This is a genomic window from Streptomyces sp. Edi4, from assembly GCF_040253615.1.
In the GTDB taxonomy this organism is placed as follows: Bacteria; Actinomycetota; Actinomycetes; order Streptomycetales; family Streptomycetaceae; genus Streptomyces.
Map to the genome: position 1 here is coordinate 1,280,496 of NZ_JBEJGY010000004.1, position 16,818 is coordinate 1,297,313.

Below are 16,818 nucleotides of genomic sequence, written 5' to 3' on the forward strand. Positions count from 1 at the left end.
ACTCACCCTCCGGTGTGCGGGCCGGTCCGTGGCGCGGTGGTCAGGTGGACGCCGACCCGCTTGACCATCAGGGTCATCTCGTAGGCGACCTGTCCGATGTCGGAGTCGGCGTCGGACAGGACTGCCAGACAGCTCCCGTCGCCCGCGGCGGTCACGAAGAGGAAGGCGTCGTCGAGTTCGACGACGGTCTGGCGGACCTTGCCCGCCTCGAAGTGGCGTCCGACGCCCTTGGCGAGGCTGTGGAAGCCGGAGGCGACGGCGGCCAGGTGCTCGCCGTCCTCACGGGTCAAATCGCGCGAGGTGCCGGTGGCCAGGCCGTCGCCGGAGAGCACCAGGGCCTTGCGGATGGAGCCGACCCGGTCCACCAACTCGTCCAGGAGCCAGTTGAGTTCGCCGGTTGTGCCCCCCTGGGCGTGGCGTGCGGTGGCTGAGTGTTGTGGCGCGGTCATCGACCGTCCCCCTCCGGTGTGGTTCGTCGTGCGTTGTCGCCGGGGGCCGCGGGCGGTCCTGCCGCGGCGTCCGGTGCGTCGTTGTGCCGCCGCCCGCGCTGCCAGCCGCGTTGCAGTGCGACCATGCGGTCGCGCACCTCGTCGGCGTCGCGGTCGGGCTCGGGTCCCTCGTCGCGTCCCGGGGCGCCGCGCCGGTCGCCGGGGGCGTCCTTCAGCTGCGGGGCCAGGCTCGCCTGGCGGACCCGGCGGGGCAGTCCGTCCGGCGGGCCCTCGCCGTCATGGAGCGCGCCGGGCACGGTGCCCCAGGAGGGCGCGGAACTGGGCGCGCCCGGCAGTCCGGCGCCGGCCGGCGGCGCGGCGGGCCCGGCAAGGCCGCCGGGCCGTACCGGTGTCAGGCCCGGCGAGCGGGGCGCGGGGCGCGGGGGCCCGGGCTCCTCGGACTCGGGGCGCGGCGCGAAGGGGCGGGGTGGCTGGCCGGCGCGGCGCTGGGGCAGGCGGTTCTCGAAGACGTGCCGCACCTCGGGGGACGGCTCAAGATCCTGCGCCGGGTGGCCTCGGCCGGGGCCGTCGACGCGCCGGCCGTTGTCACTGACCAGGGTCGGCACCCGGTGGCGGCGCGGCAGCGGGCCGGGGCCCGTGTCCTCGTCCCTCTCGTCGGCCGTCTGCTGGTGCTGCTGGCGGTCCTCGCCCGAGGCGGCCGCGCGGCGGGCGGAGCGCAGCAGGCCGCCGCGCCCCGCGTCGTACGCGCCGGGCACACCGGTCTCGTCGGGCGCCGTGCTCGTGTCGAGGCCCAACGGGTCGAGCGGGGGCTCCAGTTCGACGGGACCGTCCAGGACCGACTGGCCGGGAACGCCGACGGGCAGCGGGGACAGCGCGCGCCTCGGCGCCTCGGGAGCGCCGCCCTTGGCACGGGCGGCCGTGCGGTCCAGACGGAAGCCGGTGCCCTCGGTCTCTGGCGCGTCGGTGAGCAGCGCGGCCGGCAGGAACACCACGGCGGTGGTGCCGCCGTAGGGGGAGGGCTGAAGGGAGACCCGTACGTTCTGGCGCTGCGCGAGCCGGCTGACCACGAAGAGGCCGAGCCGGTCGGTGTCGGACAGCTCGAACTCGGGAGTCTCGGCGAGCCGCAGATTGGCGTCGAGCAGCATGTCGGGCACCATGCCGAGGCCTCGGTCGTGGATCTCCAGGGTGAAGCCGTTGGCGACCCGCTCGCCGTGCACGTGGACGGCGGTGTGCGGGGGCGAGAACACCGTGGCGTTCTCCAGGAGTTCGGCGATGAGGTGGGTGAGGTCGGCGACGGCGGGGCCGCCGACGCCGAGCCGTGGCAGCCTGCGCACCTCGATGCGCTCGTAGTCCTCCACCTCGGCCACGGCGGCCCGTACGACGTCCATGAGCTGGACGGGCTTGCGCCACTGGCGGGACGGCGCGGCGCCGGAGAGGATCACCAGGCCCTCGGCGTGCCGGCGCATACGGGTGGTGAGGTGGTCGAGGCGGAACAGGTCGGCGAGTTCGTCGGTGTCCTCGGTGCGCCGCTCCATGGTGTCCAGGAGCGTCAACTGGCGGTGCAGGAGTACTTGGTTGCGGCGGGCGAGGTTGACGAACACCTCGGAGACGCCGCGCCGCATGTCGGCCTGTTTGACGGCTGCCTCGACGGCCGCGCGTTGCAGGGTGTTGAGGGCCTGGCCCACCTGGCCGACCTCGTCGCGTTCGTAGTCCAGGCGCGGCGCCTCGGTCTCGACGTCGACCTGTTCCCCGGCGGCGAGGCGCCGCATCACGCTCGGCAGGCGGACGCCGGAGACCTCGTGGGCCTCCTTGCGGAGCCGGGTGAGGTCGCGGACCAGCTCGCGGCCGACGCGTACGGACATGAACAGGGAGATCAGCAGGGCGAGGAAGCCGAGGACACCGGCGAGCCCGGCCTTGATCAGCACGTTGAAGGCGACCGGCTCGACCCGGTCCTGGTAGCGGTTGCCGGCCTCGGTGCCCATCTGCGCCAGACGGTCGAGTACGGGCGTGACGGCCTGCTGCCAGCGGGCGGCGTCGATGTGGTGGGGGTTCTTGGCGGGTCCCGCGTCGATGACGTCGGATTCGGCGGTGCGCAGCGACTCGGTCTCGGGGCCGCTCCAGAACTGCTGGAAGGGGAGGCGTTCGGCGCTGGGCAGCAGCTCCAGGTTGGTGTCGTAGAGCAGTTTCCGGTTGGCCACCAGGTCGGATATGCGGCGCAGTTCGGGGGCCGTCGTCCTCGGGGTGATCAGGGCGGAGGCGACGAGGGCGTCCTCGCGCGAGAGCATTTCGCGGGCGTGGGTGAGGCCGACGAGGGCCCGGCCCTGCTTGTCCATCTCCACGTTCTGCAAGGCGTGGAGATTCATGAGGAAGCTGTAGCAGGGGTCGATGAGCCGGTTGTAGAAGTCCAGCGCCTGGGCCCGGTCGACGGTGCCCTGCTCGATGGACTGGCGCAGCGTGGGCACCGAGTCGAAGGCGGCGATGGCGGCCTTGAGGTGGGTCTTCGCGGCGGGGCGCAGGTCGCCGCGCACGTCGCGATCCTGGGCGGCGGCGCGGATCCTGCTCATCGCGACGTCGGTGTCCGCCCGGCGGCTGCGCAGTGCGGTGAGGGCGTCGGCGGGGCGTTCGTCGGCGAGGTAGACCAGGGTCTGGCGGCGCTCCTGCTGGATGACGCGGACGGTGTCCTCGATGGGGTAGCCGACCTTTTTGACGATGTTCGCCACGTTCATCAGCTCGTTGGCCTGGCGGCCGGTGAGATAGGTGGAGAAGCCCCACAACGCGGTGAGGGAGACGAGCGGCACCAGCAGCAACGCCACGATCTTCCTGCGGATGGACTTCCCGCGAAAGCGCATGGCCTCCCCCAGATCAACCGTCAACAAACGGCGTGAGCCTACTACTGACACAGAGACAACTCGAAGGAACGTCCGGACGATTTTCGGCCGCCCTGACGCGTCGTGATCATGAGTTGTCCCGGTATTCCGGGAGATGGTGGCCGGGCCTCTGGCAGGGGGCACCCGTCATGGCCGCTTTTCGTCCACTGCGGCAGATGGCTGGAATTCTGCGTTCCGGCCATCTGCCCGGAATCTTCCGGGAGTTGTGTTCGTCAGTGTGTACGGAGCCGCTGTGCGTGTGGGGTACTTACGGGGCACACGGGTGTCAGGAAGCGATGGCCTCGGGCCGGTCCGCGAGGGCGGTGCCGCGCGGCGGGGCAGGCATCGAGGCGGTACGGGTGGGGAGGAATGCGGGCATGAGCGTTGAGCAGCGGCCGCTGTGGGTGGAAGAGCCGGCCGAACGACCCCGGCTGCCCGATCCGGTCCGCACCGCTGCCGTGCGCGCCGTCATCATCGTGGCGGCGACCCTTATTCAGGCGATGGTGGCGTTCTTGTCCACGCTCGCCGGTTCCTGGCTCGCCTTCCCGATGGTGATCAGCAGCGTCGGCAGCACGGTCCTTGCCACGTGGGGCGTGCTGGACGTGTGGGTCACCCGCCAGGTGTGGAACCAACGCAACGGTGTGGTGTCGATGCCGAACAGCACGGCGCGCAAGCTGCGCCGGGAGCGGCGCCGGGCCCGGCGGGCCGCCCGCACGGCCGGGAGCGGGGCCCGAATACGGTCCCACAGGGCCCCGGCACGGTCCGCGGACGGCACGCGGCGGGGTCTGTCCCGCGCCTGAGCGGCCCGCTTCACGCCCGGGGGCCGCTCCCGCGCCCGAGCCGCCCGCTTCACGCCCGGGGGCCGCTTCCGCGTCCGGGCGGGGCGGCCCGCGTCAGGGGCCGGCCCCCGCCCGGCCCCGGCCCCGGTCCCGCGTCACGAGGTCCGTACATCAACTCCCTTGCGCGGCGGGCTTTTTGAACATGCGGGTCGCCGTGATCTCACCGTGCACGGTCTCGCCGCTCGTCTCCTGCTGCGGAAGACCGGGCCGCAGATGCTCCTCCACGCTGATGTACTTCAGGCCCGCCCGCAGGTCGGCGTCGTTGCGGAGCCGGATGACGAGGGGGAACTCGGCGAGCGCGGTCGTGTCGAACAGGCCCGTGGTGTAGAGGAGTTGGACACCGAGCGCGTCGGACACGGCCCGCTGGAGCTCCAGGAGGTACGTCGCGTTCGCTCGGCCGATCGGATTGTCCAGGAAGAGCGTGCCGGCGTGCCGGTGCTTGTCGCGGCCCCGGTCGTTGCTGCGCAGCGCCGCCATCGTGCAGTACAGGGCGATCGCGGCGGTGAGCAGCTGGCCGCCGGAGAACACGTCGCCCATCTGCCCGACCGGGACGCGCTCGGCGCGCAGGACCGCGTCCGGCTTCAGGATCTCCACGGCGATGCCGCGTGGTTCGAGGGCCGCCTGCACGCCGCGCAGCAGCAGGGACATGCCGTCGCGGCGCAGATCGGAGTTCTTCTTCACCGCGGCGCGGGTGGCCTCGTCGATGACCTCGCCGAGCCGTTCGGTCAGGGTCGCCTGGTCGGGTTCGTCGAAACGGATCCGCAGGAACTCCTGGCCCGACCACTCGCCGAGGCCTTCGGGGAGCTGGGACAGGCGCTGGGCCGAACGCAGCGTGGTGAGCGCGGACTCCACCAGGCCGCGCAGCCGGTCGACGATGGAGTCGCGGTTGCGCTCCAGCTGCTCCAGCTCATCGGTCAGGACACGCAGCCTCGGCTCGAAGGCGGCCGCCCAGGCGGCGGCGTGCTCGGGCAGCGAGGCGGCGGGCAGTTCACGGATCTGTTGGCGGGCCGGGGTGCGGACCTGTTCGTAGCGGGTGGCGTTGGCGTGGCGCACCAGGATGTCGCTCGCCTCGCGCACGGCGGATTCGGCGGCGGACAGATCGGCCGAACAGCCGCGCAGGGAGCGGCGCGCCTCGGTGGCCGACTGCCGGGCCTCTTCGAGGGTGCCCGGGTAGGGGTCGGGCGCCGTCTCCTCCTCCACGGCCTGGCTGTGGTCGCGCAGCAGGTCGCGAAGGAGCGCCGCCGTCTCGTCGAAGCCGCCCGCCGCGTCCTCGGCCGCCCGGTGCGCGGTGAGCAGTTCGCTGTGGGCGGCGCGCGCGGTCTCCAACGCGTCGGTGCGGGTGGCCAGTTCGGCCGTCGCGGTGCGCAGCAGCGCCTGGGCCTGCTCGGCGTCGGCGGGCACCTGGTCGTCGGGGAGGTCGGTGTGCCGCTCGCCGTCGGCGGGGGCCAGGCGCTCGGCCTCGCCGCGCAGGCGGCCCAGCTGCTCGCTCGCGGCGGACGCACGGGTCTCCAGCATCTGCACAAGTGATTCGGCGCGGGCGGCGGCTGCCTGGCGGGAGGGGCCGTCCGCGCCGTCGGTGCCTTCGAGCAGGGTCGCGGCGCGGGTGCGCACCTTGTTGGTGAGCCGGTCGAGCTCGGCAAGGGCCGCGCTCTCGTCGCTCTCGGCGCGGGCCTGTTCGGCCCGCAGGTCGGCGCCGACGCCGACCTTCTCGTACAGCTGGGACGCGGCGCGGTAGGCCTCGCGCAGGGCCGGCAGCGAAGTGCGCGGGGCGTCGGCGTCGGGCTCGGGCAGGTTCTCCGGGGCGCCCGCGATCTCGGCGCGTTCCGCGCGCAGCGCGCGGGCGGTGCGGTGGGCGTCGTCGGCGGCGCGCTGGGCGGCGCGCCGGTCCTCGTCGGCCGCCTTGGCGCGCTCGAGGAGCGCTTGGGCGCGGGCCTCCGACTCGGCAGCCTCGTCGGCCAGTTCACGGAGCTTGACCTGCCAGCCCGCCCGCTCGCGCAGCCGGAAGGCGAGTCCGGCGAGCGCGTCGGCGGCGCGGCGGGCGCGCTGGGCGGCCTCCTGGCGCTCCTCGCGTACGCGCGCGGATTCGGCGGCCGCCTCGTCCGCCTCGGCCCGCGCCGTGCGGGCCTCGGCCAGCTCCCGCGCGGCTTCCTTGGCGCTCTCGCGGGCGGTGTGGGCGGCGGTGGCGAGTTCGGCGAGCATGCCGGGCGGGCAGTCGGCGCGCCAGGCGCCGATCCGGGCGGCGAGCGCGCGGTCCTGGGCGAGCCGCCCGGCGAGCGCCCGGATCTCCTCGTCGCGGGCGGTGGCGCGGGCGCGCAGCGTCTGGCGTTCCTCGTCGGCTGCGTGCTCGTCGTGCATCGCCGGGTTCGGCGGTACGAGGAAGATGCCGCTGTCGGTGCCGGAGTCGACGGCCGGAACGGGCGCGAGCAGGGCCGCGGTGGTGCCGACGGCCACGGCGGAACGCGGCAGCAGGGCCGCGTTCGCCAAGGCCTCGCGGGCCCGGGCGTGCGAGGCGGGGTCGGTGATGACCACGCCGTCGACGAGCTCGGGGCGCGCCGCGAGCACGGCCGCGTGGTCCGCCGGGGCGACGGCCTGGGCCAGATAGCGCCAGCCGGGCAGCGCCGGGATGCCGTGTTCGCCCAGGTACTCCACGGTCGCCAGCACATCGGGGCTCGGCGGCAGGAGCCCGCCGTCACCGAGCGCGCCGAGGATGCGCGCGTCGTCGGCGGCGGCCGTGCGCAGTTCGAAGAGCTGGCGCTCGGCGGAGGCGACGCCCTGGTCGAGAAGCCCCCGCAGTTCATCGGCGCACCGGTCCAACTCCTCGGCGCTCAGGGCGCCTTGGGTGCCGTGAGCGCTGTGGGTGCTTTCGCCGTCGTGCTTGCGGGGCTCGGGGACCCCGGGGCGGCCGGTGGGCAGGCTGAGCAGTTCGCCCAGGCGCTCCTCCCCGGCCAGGGACTGCGCGGCGCGGCGCTCGGCGTCGTGGGCGTGCTCGGCGGCGCGGGCGGCGTCCTCGGCGCGGGCCGCGGCCAGTTCGGCGCGGGCCTCCACCGAGGCGGCCTCGCGGGCCTTGTCGGCGGCGGCACGGGCCGTCTCGCGGGCCGTGTCCCAGGCGGCCACCGCACTCTTCTCGGCATCGCTTGCGGCGAGCGCGGCGCGGGCCGGGTCGGCGTCGGGCGCGCTGTCGTCGAGCCAGCCCGCGCGTACGGCCTCGGCGGTCTCCTGCTCGACCTCCGCCAGGCGCTGGCGCAGATGTCCCGCCTCGCTGCGGGCCCGCTGGGCCTCGGTCGCGGCGACGGTCGCGTCGCGGTGGGCGGCCTCGCCGACTTCTTGCAGACCGGCCGAGCGCTCCTCCTCCTCGGCGGCGACCCGCTCGCCGTCCTCGGCGGCCGCGTGCAGGGCCCGTACGAGGTCGGCGGCGGCCCTGGCGCGGGCGGCGAGGGCGGGGGCCGCGTCCCGTTCGGCCTCCTGGATCGCGGCGGCCACGCGGGCCGAGCGGTCGGCGGCGGCGCGGTGGCGCAGGACCGCCTCGGCGGCCTGCCAGGCGGAGTGCAGCGTACGGGCGTCGGCCAGTTCGCGGCGCTGGGCGGTGGCGGCCTTCTCGGCGACGCCGAGCGCCAACGAGGCGTGCCGGTAGGCCAGTTCGGAGGCGATCAGGGAGCTGCGGCCACGGGCGGCCTCGGCGAGGGTGACGTGGTGGGCGGCGGCGGTGACCTGCTGGGCGAGGTCGCCGGCGCGGCCGCGCTCGTCGGTGGCGCGAGCCGCGAGGCGCCGGGCGAGCGCCCGGGTGCGCCGTTCGGCGCCGGCGTGGATGTCGCGGGCGCGCCCGCGTGCCTCTGCGGCTTCGACGATGCGGCCCAGGAGGTCGACCGAGCCCGCCGTGAAGTCGCGTTCGGCGGTGAGTTCGGCGCGCCGGCCGAGCTTGTTGCCGAAGCCGCTCACCAGGTCGGCGAGGCCGTCGGTGTCGCGGGTGTCGGTGACGGCGCGCAGGAGCAGGTCGGTGAAGTCGGAGTCCTTCTTGACCGCGAAGAGGCCGGCGGCCTCACCCTCGTCGGCGTTCATCTCGCGCTGGTAGCGGAAGAGTTCGGGGTCAAGGCCCAGGTCGCCGAGGTGTTCGTTCCAGCGGTCGTGGATCTCCTCCCAGTACACCTCCAGATGCGGGTACGCCTTGCTCGCCTCGGTGATCGCGTCGCGGAAGCCCTTCATGGTGCGGCGCCGGCCCTGGGCGCTGGAGGCGCCTTCGGCCGAGGGGCGCAGCGCGCTGGACTCGGCGACCGGCAGCGAGTCGAGGCTGAGACCGGGGCCGGGCCGGAAGGAGTACCAGGCCTCGGCGAACTTCCGCGGGTCGTTGGAGACTTGGCGGCCGCGCCATTCGCTGACCTTGCCGACCACGACGAGTTCGCCGGTGAGGGTGTGCTGCCACTCCAGGGCCACGTGCCCGCAGTCGTCGGCGAGCAGGAATTTGCGCAGCACACCGGAGCTGGCGCCGCCCAGGGTGTTGCGGTGGCCCGGCAGCATCACCGAGAAGATCAGCTTGAGCAGGACGGACTTGCCGCCGCCGTTCTCCAGGAACAGCACGCCCGCCGGGGCCGGGCGGCGCGGCGGGCCGACCGGCTCGTCCTCGAAGAACTCGGCCTGCGTCGGGGCCGGGTTGGGCACGGGGGCGCCGACTCCGCGCAGGTCAAGCACGGTGTCGGCGTAGCGCGCACCGGCGGGCCCGATGGAGTAGAGGCGGACCCGGGACAGCTCGTACATGTCGGCGGACTCTCGTGGTGGTGGGGGGCGGCTTGAGCGGGAATCGCGTCAGGAGTGGACGCGTCAGGAGTGGAAGGGCAGTCCGGCGTCGGCCGCCAGTTCCAGACCGTCGGCGTCGGTCGGCGGCACAAGGGTGGCGCTGCCGTCGGTGACCGCGACCACGCCGAGCTCGATCAGCTCGGTCAGGGCGGCGCTGCCCGCCATGTCGCGGACCTGCAACTGGTAGCGGGCGGTGGTGCGGTAGGCGCCGCCCGCGTCGTCGCCGGTGCGTTGCAGGAAGCCGGATTCGGTGAGGAAGGCCACCGCCTTGGCGACGATGCCGGTGGTCGAACCGGCGAGCCTGCGCGCGTCCTTGGTGGCTCCGGTGGAGCTGCGCCGCGCGTAGATGCGCCAGGCGGCCTCCAGGCCGGGGGCGCCGGTCTCGGGGTCGGTGTTCTCGCCGGTCTCCTCGGCCCGCTCCTCCAGGCGGCGGCAGGCCTGCCGGACGAACGCGTCCACGCCGTTGACCGTGACCCGCCCGATGTAGCCGTCGTCGGCGAGGTCTTCGGGGCGGGGGAAGGCGAGGGCGGCGACGGCGAGGTGGGCCAGGCCGTGCAGGAAGCGGTCGCTGGAGTCGGGGGCGGCGGCGCGGCGGGCGTAGTCGCCCATGCGGACGGCGAAGACGGAGTCCTCGGCGGCGGTCACGGCCATGCCGGCGCGCGGGGACACCTCAAGGACGATGAGGCCGAGCCCGGCCGCGACCGCGTCCGCGAGGCGTGCGAACGCGGGGTCCTCCCGGTGGCGGCGCAGCAGTTCGCTGTACTCCGCGTCCCTGGCGGGCAGCAGTTTGGTCTTGAGGCCGAAGGCGACGAGCCGAGCGGCGTCGGCGGCGTCGGCAGGAGTGATCCGACCTTCGCCCCCGGGTCCCGCGCCGGCCGCGATGGAGGCGCCGGCCCTAAGGTCGCCCCCCGTCCCGGCCGCAGTGGACGTGGCGGCCCCGGCGTCGGCCCCCGTCCCGGGCGCGGGCGAGGTGTGCCGGTCCTCGCCGTCGGTGCCGGGTGCGGCGGGCGCCGGCGCCTCGGCGGCGTCGCCGAACGCGGGCTCGGGGTGGTGGTCGGTCACGGGGTGGTCTCCTTGGTACGTACGTTGCTGGGCGCGGCGGGGCGGGTGTCTGCGGCGGGCGCCGTCCCCACCCCGCCCTTTCCCGGGACCCGCCGGAGGTGAAGCCGGCAAACCGGCACCAGCCCGGTCAGGGGCGCGGGGAACTGCGCGACCAGCCGGCCACGGTCCGCAGCCGGGGTCCCTGGGCCTACGCCCCGGACCTCGTGCCGCGCCTGAAGGGTGCTCGTCCTGCCCCAAGGCCTCAAGGGCCAGGAGGGGGCCCCCATGGCGGGCTCGGTATGCCCGCGCGGGCCGGCACAGGCCCTGCCAGGGGCGCGGGGAACTGCGCGGAGCCCGCCCACGCTCGGCCCGCACGGCCCGCACGGTCCGCACGAAGAACTCACGCCGCCTCCGTCCGGCCCGCAGCCATTCCCGCCGCGTCCAGCAGCGCCGTGCCCACTATCAGATCCGCCCCGCCGAACTCCTCGTCGTCCAGCCGCGTGCCGTCGTCCACCGCGAACAGCAGCCGCTCCTCCCCCTGGCGGTAGGCCGTGCCGACCGGCGGGCTCGCGGCGTGGATGGCCAACAGGGCGACCAGGTAGGGCAGTTCGGGATCGAGGCGGCGGGCGTCGGCGAGCAGTCCCGAGAGGCGGCGCGGCGCGTCGTGCTCCAGGTCGAGCAATTCCATGGCCGAGGCCAGCTGCTCCTCGCTGAAGCGGCTGTCGTCCGGCGTGGCGATCAGATCGGGCTCGGGCATCTCGGCGCCGAGGTGTTCGCGCTCCTGGGGCGGCGTGAGCAGTATGTCCACCAGGTCGCCCACGCGGACCGAGACCGGGGTGCGCAGGCCGGTGCCGCGCGCGAAGAACGCGTCGGTCACCCGCATCGCGTCTTCCACCGGGAGCGGCAGCAGCGGGGCGACCAGCTGGCCGTACAGGTCGAGGCCTGCGCGGGCGGCGGGGCGGGCGAAGGCCTGGCGGTCCTGCTCGGCGCGGAAGAGCGGTCCTGCCTCAAGGAGGCGGGACTGGAGCTGGGTGTGGCGGCGGATGCAGTCCTTGACGATGTCGACGAGCTCGGCGGCGCGGCGCTTGTGCTCCGGGTCCTCCGCCTCGTCGCGCGCCTTGCGGATGTTGGTCAGGATCGCGTTCTCGTGACGGTAGCGGTCGGCGACGTGGTCGAGGGCTTCGGCGATCATGTCCGGCACCGCGTTGAGCCAGTCGACCGCGCGGACGTTGCGCCGGGTCGCCTCCAGGGTGCGCCGCAGCGTCTCGGCGTACTGCACGGTGCGGTAGCGGGCCTGTTCGGCGGCGAGCTGGGCGTCGGCAAGGCGACCCCGGCTGATCAGGACCTCCAGTTTGACCTCGGCCGCGATCTGGGCGCTGGTGACGTCGGTGTCCAGGGCGCCCACCAGGACGTTGACCGCTTCGTCCGTGGTGCGCAGATAGACGGCGCCGTCATGACCCGGGACCTCTTCGAGGAGCTTGAAGTCGTAGTCCCTGCGGACATACACACCGTCCGGGTCGAACGTGCCGTACACCGCGCGAAAGCCCCGGTCCACGCTGCCCACGTTGATCAGGTTCTCCAGGACCCAGCGGGCCACCCGCTCGTGCTCGGCGGCGGGCCTCGCCGGTGCCTGGGCCGCCACGCGAGGGACGAGCCGGGCCACGATCTGCTCGTGGTCGGCGCCCGTGTCGAAGTCCATGTTCAACGTGACGAGGTCGATGGAGGCGAGGGCGACCTCGGCCATCGCGTACACCGTGTACTCGCCCGCGAGGTTGGCCTTGCGCACGTCGAGGTCGTGCAGCGGGGCGGTGCACGCCAGGGCGCGCAGGCGCCGCGCCAGGCCCTCGTCGGCGGCCGGGCCGGTCGCGGGGCGCGGCGCCGCGCTGAGCTGGGGCGGAGCGAATTCCGTCGAGGCAGGCGATGTCACGCTGGACAGATTAGGTCCTCGCACTGACAACGGTCGAAACGGCGCAGATCCGCCCGCCGCTCCGGCCCGGCGCGGACCCTCAGGCGGGCACGTCCGCGACGAGTTCGCGGTACGCCTCGACGAGCTGGGCGCGTGAGTCGTCGAGGTAGCCGGCGAGCAGCCGCGCGGCCCCTTCCCGCTCACCCGCGCGCAGCGCCTCCAGGATCTCCCGGTTGCGTACGAGATAGGGCCGGTGCAGGCGGCGGGGGTCGTCCACCACATGGAAGGCCAGGCGCAGTTCGGCCAGGACGCCGCGCATCAGCTCGTCGGTGCGGGCACTGCCCGCGAGGGCGACGAGTTCGCGGTGGAAGTGGATGTTGGCGGTGGACACGCCCCGCCAGTCGCCCTCCTTGGCCGCGCGCTCGCCGTCCGCGACGGCCGCGTCGAGGCCTTCGAGACGGTGGGGCGGCTCACCGAGGCCCTGGACGACGGCGCATTCGACCAGGCGCCGGGTGCGGTAGATGTCCGTCACGTCCTCGACGGCAAGGACCCGCACGAAGACCCCGCGGTTGAGTTCGTGGACAAGCAGCCGTTCGTGGGTGAGCAGCCGGAACGCCTCGCGCAGGGTGTTGCGGGACACCCCCAGCGCCTTGCCGATGCCGTCCTCGGCAAGGCGCTCCCCCGGCCGGAAGAAGCCTTCGGCGATCCGGGTGCGCAGGATGTCCGCGACCCGTTCCGCCGTACTGGTGCGCCCCAGCAGCACGCGGTCCTCGGCGAGTTTGTCGGTGCCAAGTCCGTTGGCGCCAATTCCTTTGGTGGTGGGGTCCGTTGTCGTCACAGCGCCCTCTCTCCCCGCCGGCCGCTCCCGCCGACGCGTGGGCCCATCGTAGAAGCCGGGCGTCCACGTGAGGACAGGAGAACGTCTCGACAGGACTCTTGTCGGATCGTTCAACAATCCTCTACGTTGAACGCGTTGAACTCGCCCTTCCCGTCTCGGCAGCCCACTCATCCCCTCTCCCGCGAGGTACGCATGAGGACGACCCGGACCACGCCGCACCACGATCAACTCCCCCTGGACCAGGGCGCGTTCGGATGGCTGCGGGCGCTGGGCCCGGGCGGCCGGCGCGCCTTCGCCGGCGCCTTCGGCGGTTACGCCCTTGACGCGTACGACTTCTTCACGCTGCCGCTCACGATGGTCGCGATCTCGGCGTACTTCGGGCTCGACAGCGCCAGGACCGGGCTGCTCACCACCGTGACGCTGGTGGTCTCCGCCGTCGGCGGCGCGGTCGCCGGGGTGGTGGCCGACCGCATCGGCCGGGTCAGGGCGCTGATGATCACCGTCGGCACGTATGCCCTGTTCACGGTGGCGTGCGGATTCGCCCCCAGCTACGAGACGCTGCTCGTCTTCCGGGCGCTCCAGGGTCTCGGATTCGGCGGCGAGTGGGCGGTCGGCGCGATCCTGGTCGCCGAATACGCCTCGGCCCGACATCGCGGGCGCACCCTGGGCGCCGTGCAGAGCGCGTGGGCGGCCGGCTGGGCGCTGGCCGTTGTCGTGTACACGCTGGTCTTCCACTGGGTGGGGCCTGACACCGCCTGGCGCGTGGTGTTCTGGACCGGAGCGCTGCCCGCGCTGCTGCTCGTCTATGTGCGGCGCAACGTCAAGGACGCGCCGGCCGCCGCCGAGCAGCGGCTCGCCACGGCCCGCACGACGAGCGGCGCCGCCACCTTCGCGGCGATCTTCCGGGGTCCGCTGCTGCGCACGACCCTGTTCGCCGTGCTGCTGTCGGCGGGTGTCCAGGGCGGCTACTACACGCTGGCCACCTGGGTGCCGACCTTCCTCAAGAACGAGCGGCACCTCACGGTCGTCGGCACCGGTGGCTATCTGGCGTTCCTGATATCCGGCGCCTTCCTCGGCTATCTGACCGGCGGCCACCTCACCGACGTACTCGGCCGCAAGAAGAACATCGCGCTGTTCGCGGTCCTCTCGGCGGTCTGCATCCTGCTCTATACGCATCTGCCGTCCGGCGCGAACACCCTTCTCCTGGTGCTCGGCTTCCCCCTCGGCTTCTGCATGTCGGCCATCTTCAGCGGCTTCGGGTCGTTCCTCAGCGAGCTCTACCCAACCGCCGTGCGCGGCACCGGCCAGGGGTTCACGTACAACACCGGGCGGGCCGTGGGCGCCTTCTTCCCCACGCTGGTCGGCTACCTCGCCGACAGCTGGGGCGTCGGGGGCGCGCTGGTCTTCGGCGCGGTCGGTTACGCCATCGCCGTGCTCGCCCTGCTCGGACTGCCCGAGACCCGCGGGCAGGAGCTGGTGTAGCCCGCCGCCCGCCGCCACCGCCGCGCGCCACGCCCCGGCCCGGGGCACACTCACCACAGGACCACCCCCGCACGCGAACAGGAGCTCCCGCGCCCATGACCCGGCCCGCGACGACGGCGATCGACCTCAATGCCGACCTCGGTGAGGGCTTCGGCCACTGGCGCCTGACCGACGACGAAAACCTGTTGGGGGTGGTCACCAGCGCCAATGTGGCCTGCGGCTTCCACGCGGGTGATCCCGCCATCATGCGGCGGGTCTGCGCGCTGGCCGCCGAGCGGGGTGTACGTATCGGCGCCCAGGTCTCCTACCGCGACCTCGCGGGCTTCGGGCGCCGCCCCATGGATGTGCCGTCCGCCGAGCTGGCCGCCGAAGTCGCCTACCAGATCGGCGCGTTGGAGGTCTTCGCCCGGGCCGCCGGCAGCCGGGTCTCCTACGTCAAACCGCACGGCGCGCTCTACAACCGCGTCGTGCGTGACGAGGAGCAGGCGGCCGCCGTCGTGGACGGCGTACTCCTCGCGGGCGACGGCCTTCCGGTCCTCGGGCTGCCGGGCTCGCGGCTCCTCGCGGCGGCCGCGCGGGCCGGGCTGCCCGTCGTCACGGAGGCGTTCGCGGACCGCGCCTACACCGCGCAAGGCACGCTGGTGCCGCGCGGCCAGGACGGCGCGGTCATCAGCGACCCGGACGCGGTCGTGGCGCGCGCGGTGGCGATGGCCGTGCGCGGGACGGTGGCCGCGCGCAGCGGCGAACAAGTGGCCGTCGGCGCCGGGTCGTTGTGTGTGCACGGTGACACTCCGGGCGCGGTGGAGCTGGCGCGCCGGGTGCGGGCCGCGCTCGAATCGGCGGGCGTGCGGGTGGCGGCGTTCTCATGAGCGCCCCGCGCATCCTGCCGGTCGGGGACCACGCCCTGCTGGTCGAGTTCGAAGACGGTGAGCGGGCCTGGGCGTTCCACGCCGAGCTGCTGCGCCGCCGCGCGGACGCAACGCTGCCCGTGGTGCAGGAGATCGTGCCCGCCGCCCGTACCGTCCTGCTCGACGGCGTGGCCGACCCGGCCGCGCTCGCCGGGCGGCTCGCCACGTGGGACGTCCCCCCGCTCGCGGCCGGCGTCCATACGACGGTGGAGATCCCCGTGCGCTACGACGGCCCCGACCTCGCGGATGTCGCCGCGCTCTGGGGGGTCTCGGAGCGGGAGGCGGTGGCGATCCACTCCTCGGCCGAATTCCGCGTCGCCTTCTGCGGGTTCGCGCCCGGCTTCGCCTATCTGACCGGTCTCGCGCAGCGGTACGCCGTTCCTCGCAGGAGCACGCCGCGCACGGCCGTTCCGGCGGGGTCGGTGGCGCTGGCCGGCCCCTACACCGGCGTCTACCCGCGCCCCTCACCCGGCGGCTGGCAGCTCATCGGCACCACCGACGCCCCGCTGTGGGACGAGCGCCGCGAACCCGCCGCGCTGCTCACCCCGGGCACGCGGGTCCGCTTCGTCGCCCGGGCGGCGCGGTGAGCGAGCGGGCGCTGTCCGTGGTGCGGGCCGGGGCGCTCACCTGCGTACAGGACGAGGGGCGGCCCGGGTACGCGCATCTGGGGGTGCCGCGTTCGGGCGCGCTCGACCTGCCCGCGAGCCGGCTCGCCAACCGGCTGGTGGGCAACGCCCCGGGGACGGCCGTCCTTGAGGCCACGCTCAACGGGTGTGCGGTACGCCCCCATCGGGCGCTCACCGTCGCGGTGACCGGGGCGCCCTGCGCGGTCACCGTGGCGGGGCGTCCCGCGGCCTGGGGCGCGGCGGTGCGGGTGCCGGCGGGCGCGGTGGTCGAGCTGGGCGCGGTGACGTGCGGGGTGCGCTCGTATCTGGCGCTCGCCGGTGGCATCGAGGTGGATCCGGTGCTCGGCAGCCGCTCCACCGACCTCCTGTCGGGGCTCGGTCCCCCCATCCTTGAGGACGGCGCCGTGCTGCCCCTCGGCCGCCCTGGGGACGCGTGTCCGTACGTGGACGGGGCGCCAGCGCCGGGTGTGCCGGATGAGCTCGTGCTGCCGGTACTGCCGGGACCTCGGGCCGACTGGTTCACGGCGGACGCGGTGGCCGTTCTGGCGGCGGGAAGGTACCGGGTGTCGGCGGCGAGCAATCGCATCGGGCTGCGCACGGAGGGGCCCGCGCTGCGGCGGGCGGTCGAGGGGGAACTGCCCAGTGAGGGGGTGGTGTTGGGGGCGGTGCAGGTGCCGCCGGATGGGCGTCCCGTGGTGTTTCTCGCCGACCACCCGACGACGGGGGGCTATCCGGTGATTGGGGTCGTCCCCGAGCCGGCGCTCGCGGCGGCGGCCCAGTCCCCGCCCGGCACCCCCCTGAGGTTCACCCCAAAGCGCTGGCCCCTTGTCCCCCCGGCCCCCCAGGCACGCACCCGCTGACGACTCCCGCGCCCCTGACAGGGTGCGTGCCGGCCCGCGTGCGCCGGTCCCCGGGCAGGGCTCATGCTGGCCCGCACAGGCAACCTCAGCCCGTCCGGCGTTTGAGGACGAGCGCCCTTCAGGCGCGAACAGGGTCTGGGGCAGAGCCCCAGGGACCTCGACTGCGGACCGTGCGGGGCTGGTCGCGCAGTTCCCCGCGCCCCTGACAGGGTGC

General features: G+C 74.2%; 11 protein-coding genes. 5 read left to right on the top strand and 6 right to left on the bottom strand.

What is annotated here, in order from left to right; all coding sequences use genetic code 11:
- Nucleotides 1-2: 2 nt before the first annotated feature.
- Both ABR738_RS07815 and ABR738_RS07820 read right to left on the bottom strand, forming a co-directional pair.
- Nucleotides 3-449: a roadblock/LC7 domain-containing protein gene (locus ABR738_RS07815; RefSeq protein ID WP_350229246.1), complete on the bottom strand. Its 447-nt coding sequence runs from the start codon at nucleotides 447-449 to the stop codon at nucleotides 3-5.
- Nucleotides 446-3,298, bottom strand: coding sequence for a nitrate- and nitrite sensing domain-containing protein (locus ABR738_RS07820; protein ID WP_350229247.1), 2,853 nt, complete (start codon nucleotides 3,296-3,298; stop codon nucleotides 446-448). The genes ABR738_RS07815 and ABR738_RS07820 overlap by 4 nt, the downstream gene beginning before the upstream one ends.
- A gap of 395 nt (nucleotides 3,299-3,693) precedes the next feature.
- Between ABR738_RS07820 and ABR738_RS07825 the strand changes: the two genes are divergently transcribed.
- Nucleotides 3,694-4,116, top strand: coding sequence for a hypothetical protein (locus ABR738_RS07825; RefSeq protein WP_502964049.1), 423 nt, complete (start codon nucleotides 3,694-3,696; stop codon nucleotides 4,114-4,116).
- 150 nt (nucleotides 4,117-4,266) lie between these two features.
- Here the strand turns inward: ABR738_RS07825 and ABR738_RS07830 are convergent, their stop codons facing one another.
- The 4 genes from ABR738_RS07830 to ABR738_RS07845 all read right to left on the bottom strand — a co-directional run bounded on the left by ABR738_RS07830 (nucleotide 4,267) and on the right by ABR738_RS07845 (nucleotide 12,728).
- Entirely contained in the window at nucleotides 4,267-8,904 is a 4,638-nt protein-coding gene (locus tag ABR738_RS07830) for a hypothetical protein (RefSeq protein ID WP_350229249.1), read from the bottom strand.
- A gap of 63 nt (nucleotides 8,905-8,967) precedes the next feature.
- Nucleotides 8,968-9,825, bottom strand: coding sequence for a hypothetical protein (locus ABR738_RS07835; protein WP_350234475.1), 858 nt, complete (start codon nucleotides 9,823-9,825; stop codon nucleotides 8,968-8,970).
- Nucleotides 9,826-10,384: 559 nt separating this feature from the next.
- Nucleotides 10,385-11,911 (bottom strand): hypothetical protein, encoded by a 1,527-nt coding sequence (locus ABR738_RS07840; RefSeq protein ID WP_350229250.1) that lies wholly within the window; start codon nucleotides 11,909-11,911, stop codon nucleotides 10,385-10,387.
- Between the two features lie 79 nt (nucleotides 11,912-11,990).
- The gene (locus tag ABR738_RS07845) at nucleotides 11,991-12,728 is read right to left on the bottom strand and encodes a GntR family transcriptional regulator (protein ID WP_502964050.1); all 738 of its coding nucleotides are present in this window, start codon (nucleotides 12,726-12,728) and stop codon (nucleotides 11,991-11,993) included.
- A 192-nt stretch (nucleotides 12,729-12,920) separates the two neighbouring features.
- Between ABR738_RS07845 and ABR738_RS07850 the strand changes: the two genes are divergently transcribed.
- From ABR738_RS07850 to ABR738_RS07865, 4 genes are all read left to right on the top strand, one after another.
- Nucleotides 12,921-14,210: an MFS transporter gene (locus ABR738_RS07850; RefSeq protein WP_350229251.1), complete on the top strand. Its 1,290-nt coding sequence runs from the start codon at nucleotides 12,921-12,923 to the stop codon at nucleotides 14,208-14,210.
- Between the two features lie 95 nt (nucleotides 14,211-14,305).
- Nucleotides 14,306-15,079, top strand: a complete 774-nt coding sequence (locus ABR738_RS07855; RefSeq protein ID WP_350229252.1) for a LamB/YcsF family protein — start codon at nucleotides 14,306-14,308, stop codon at nucleotides 15,077-15,079.
- Entirely contained in the window at nucleotides 15,076-15,705 is a 630-nt protein-coding gene (pxpB, locus tag ABR738_RS07860; RefSeq protein ID WP_350229253.1) for a 5-oxoprolinase subunit PxpB, read from the top strand. Before ABR738_RS07855 ends, pxpB begins: the two co-directional genes overlap by 4 nt.
- Complete coding sequence (locus ABR738_RS07865) at nucleotides 15,702-16,604, top strand: 5-oxoprolinase subunit C family protein (protein ID WP_350229254.1); 903 nt, start codon at nucleotides 15,702-15,704, stop codon at nucleotides 16,602-16,604. The genes pxpB and ABR738_RS07865 overlap by 4 nt, the downstream gene beginning before the upstream one ends.
- Nucleotides 16,605-16,818: the final 214 nt, after the last annotated feature.

Coding starts and splice junctions, on each gene's coding strand:
- ABR738_RS07815 (WP_350229246.1), bottom strand. CDS start 449: ATGACCGCGCCACAACACTCAGCCACCGCACGCCACGCCCAGGGGGGC.
- ABR738_RS07820 (WP_350229247.1), bottom strand. CDS start 3,298: ATGCGCTTTCGCGGGAAGTCCATCCGCAGGAAGATCGTGGCGTTGCTG.
- ABR738_RS07825 (WP_502964049.1), top strand. CDS start 3,694: ATGAGCGTTGAGCAGCGGCCGCTGTGGGTGGAAGAGCCGGCCGAACGA.
- ABR738_RS07830 (WP_350229249.1), bottom strand. CDS start 8,904: ATGTACGAGCTGTCCCGGGTCCGCCTCTACTCCATCGGGCCCGCCGGT.
- ABR738_RS07850 (WP_350229251.1), top strand. CDS start 12,921: ATGAGGACGACCCGGACCACGCCGCACCACGATCAACTCCCCCTGGAC.
- ABR738_RS07855 (WP_350229252.1), top strand. CDS start 14,306: ATGACCCGGCCCGCGACGACGGCGATCGACCTCAATGCCGACCTCGGT.
- pxpB (WP_350229253.1), top strand. CDS start 15,076: ATGAGCGCCCCGCGCATCCTGCCGGTCGGGGACCACGCCCTGCTGGTC.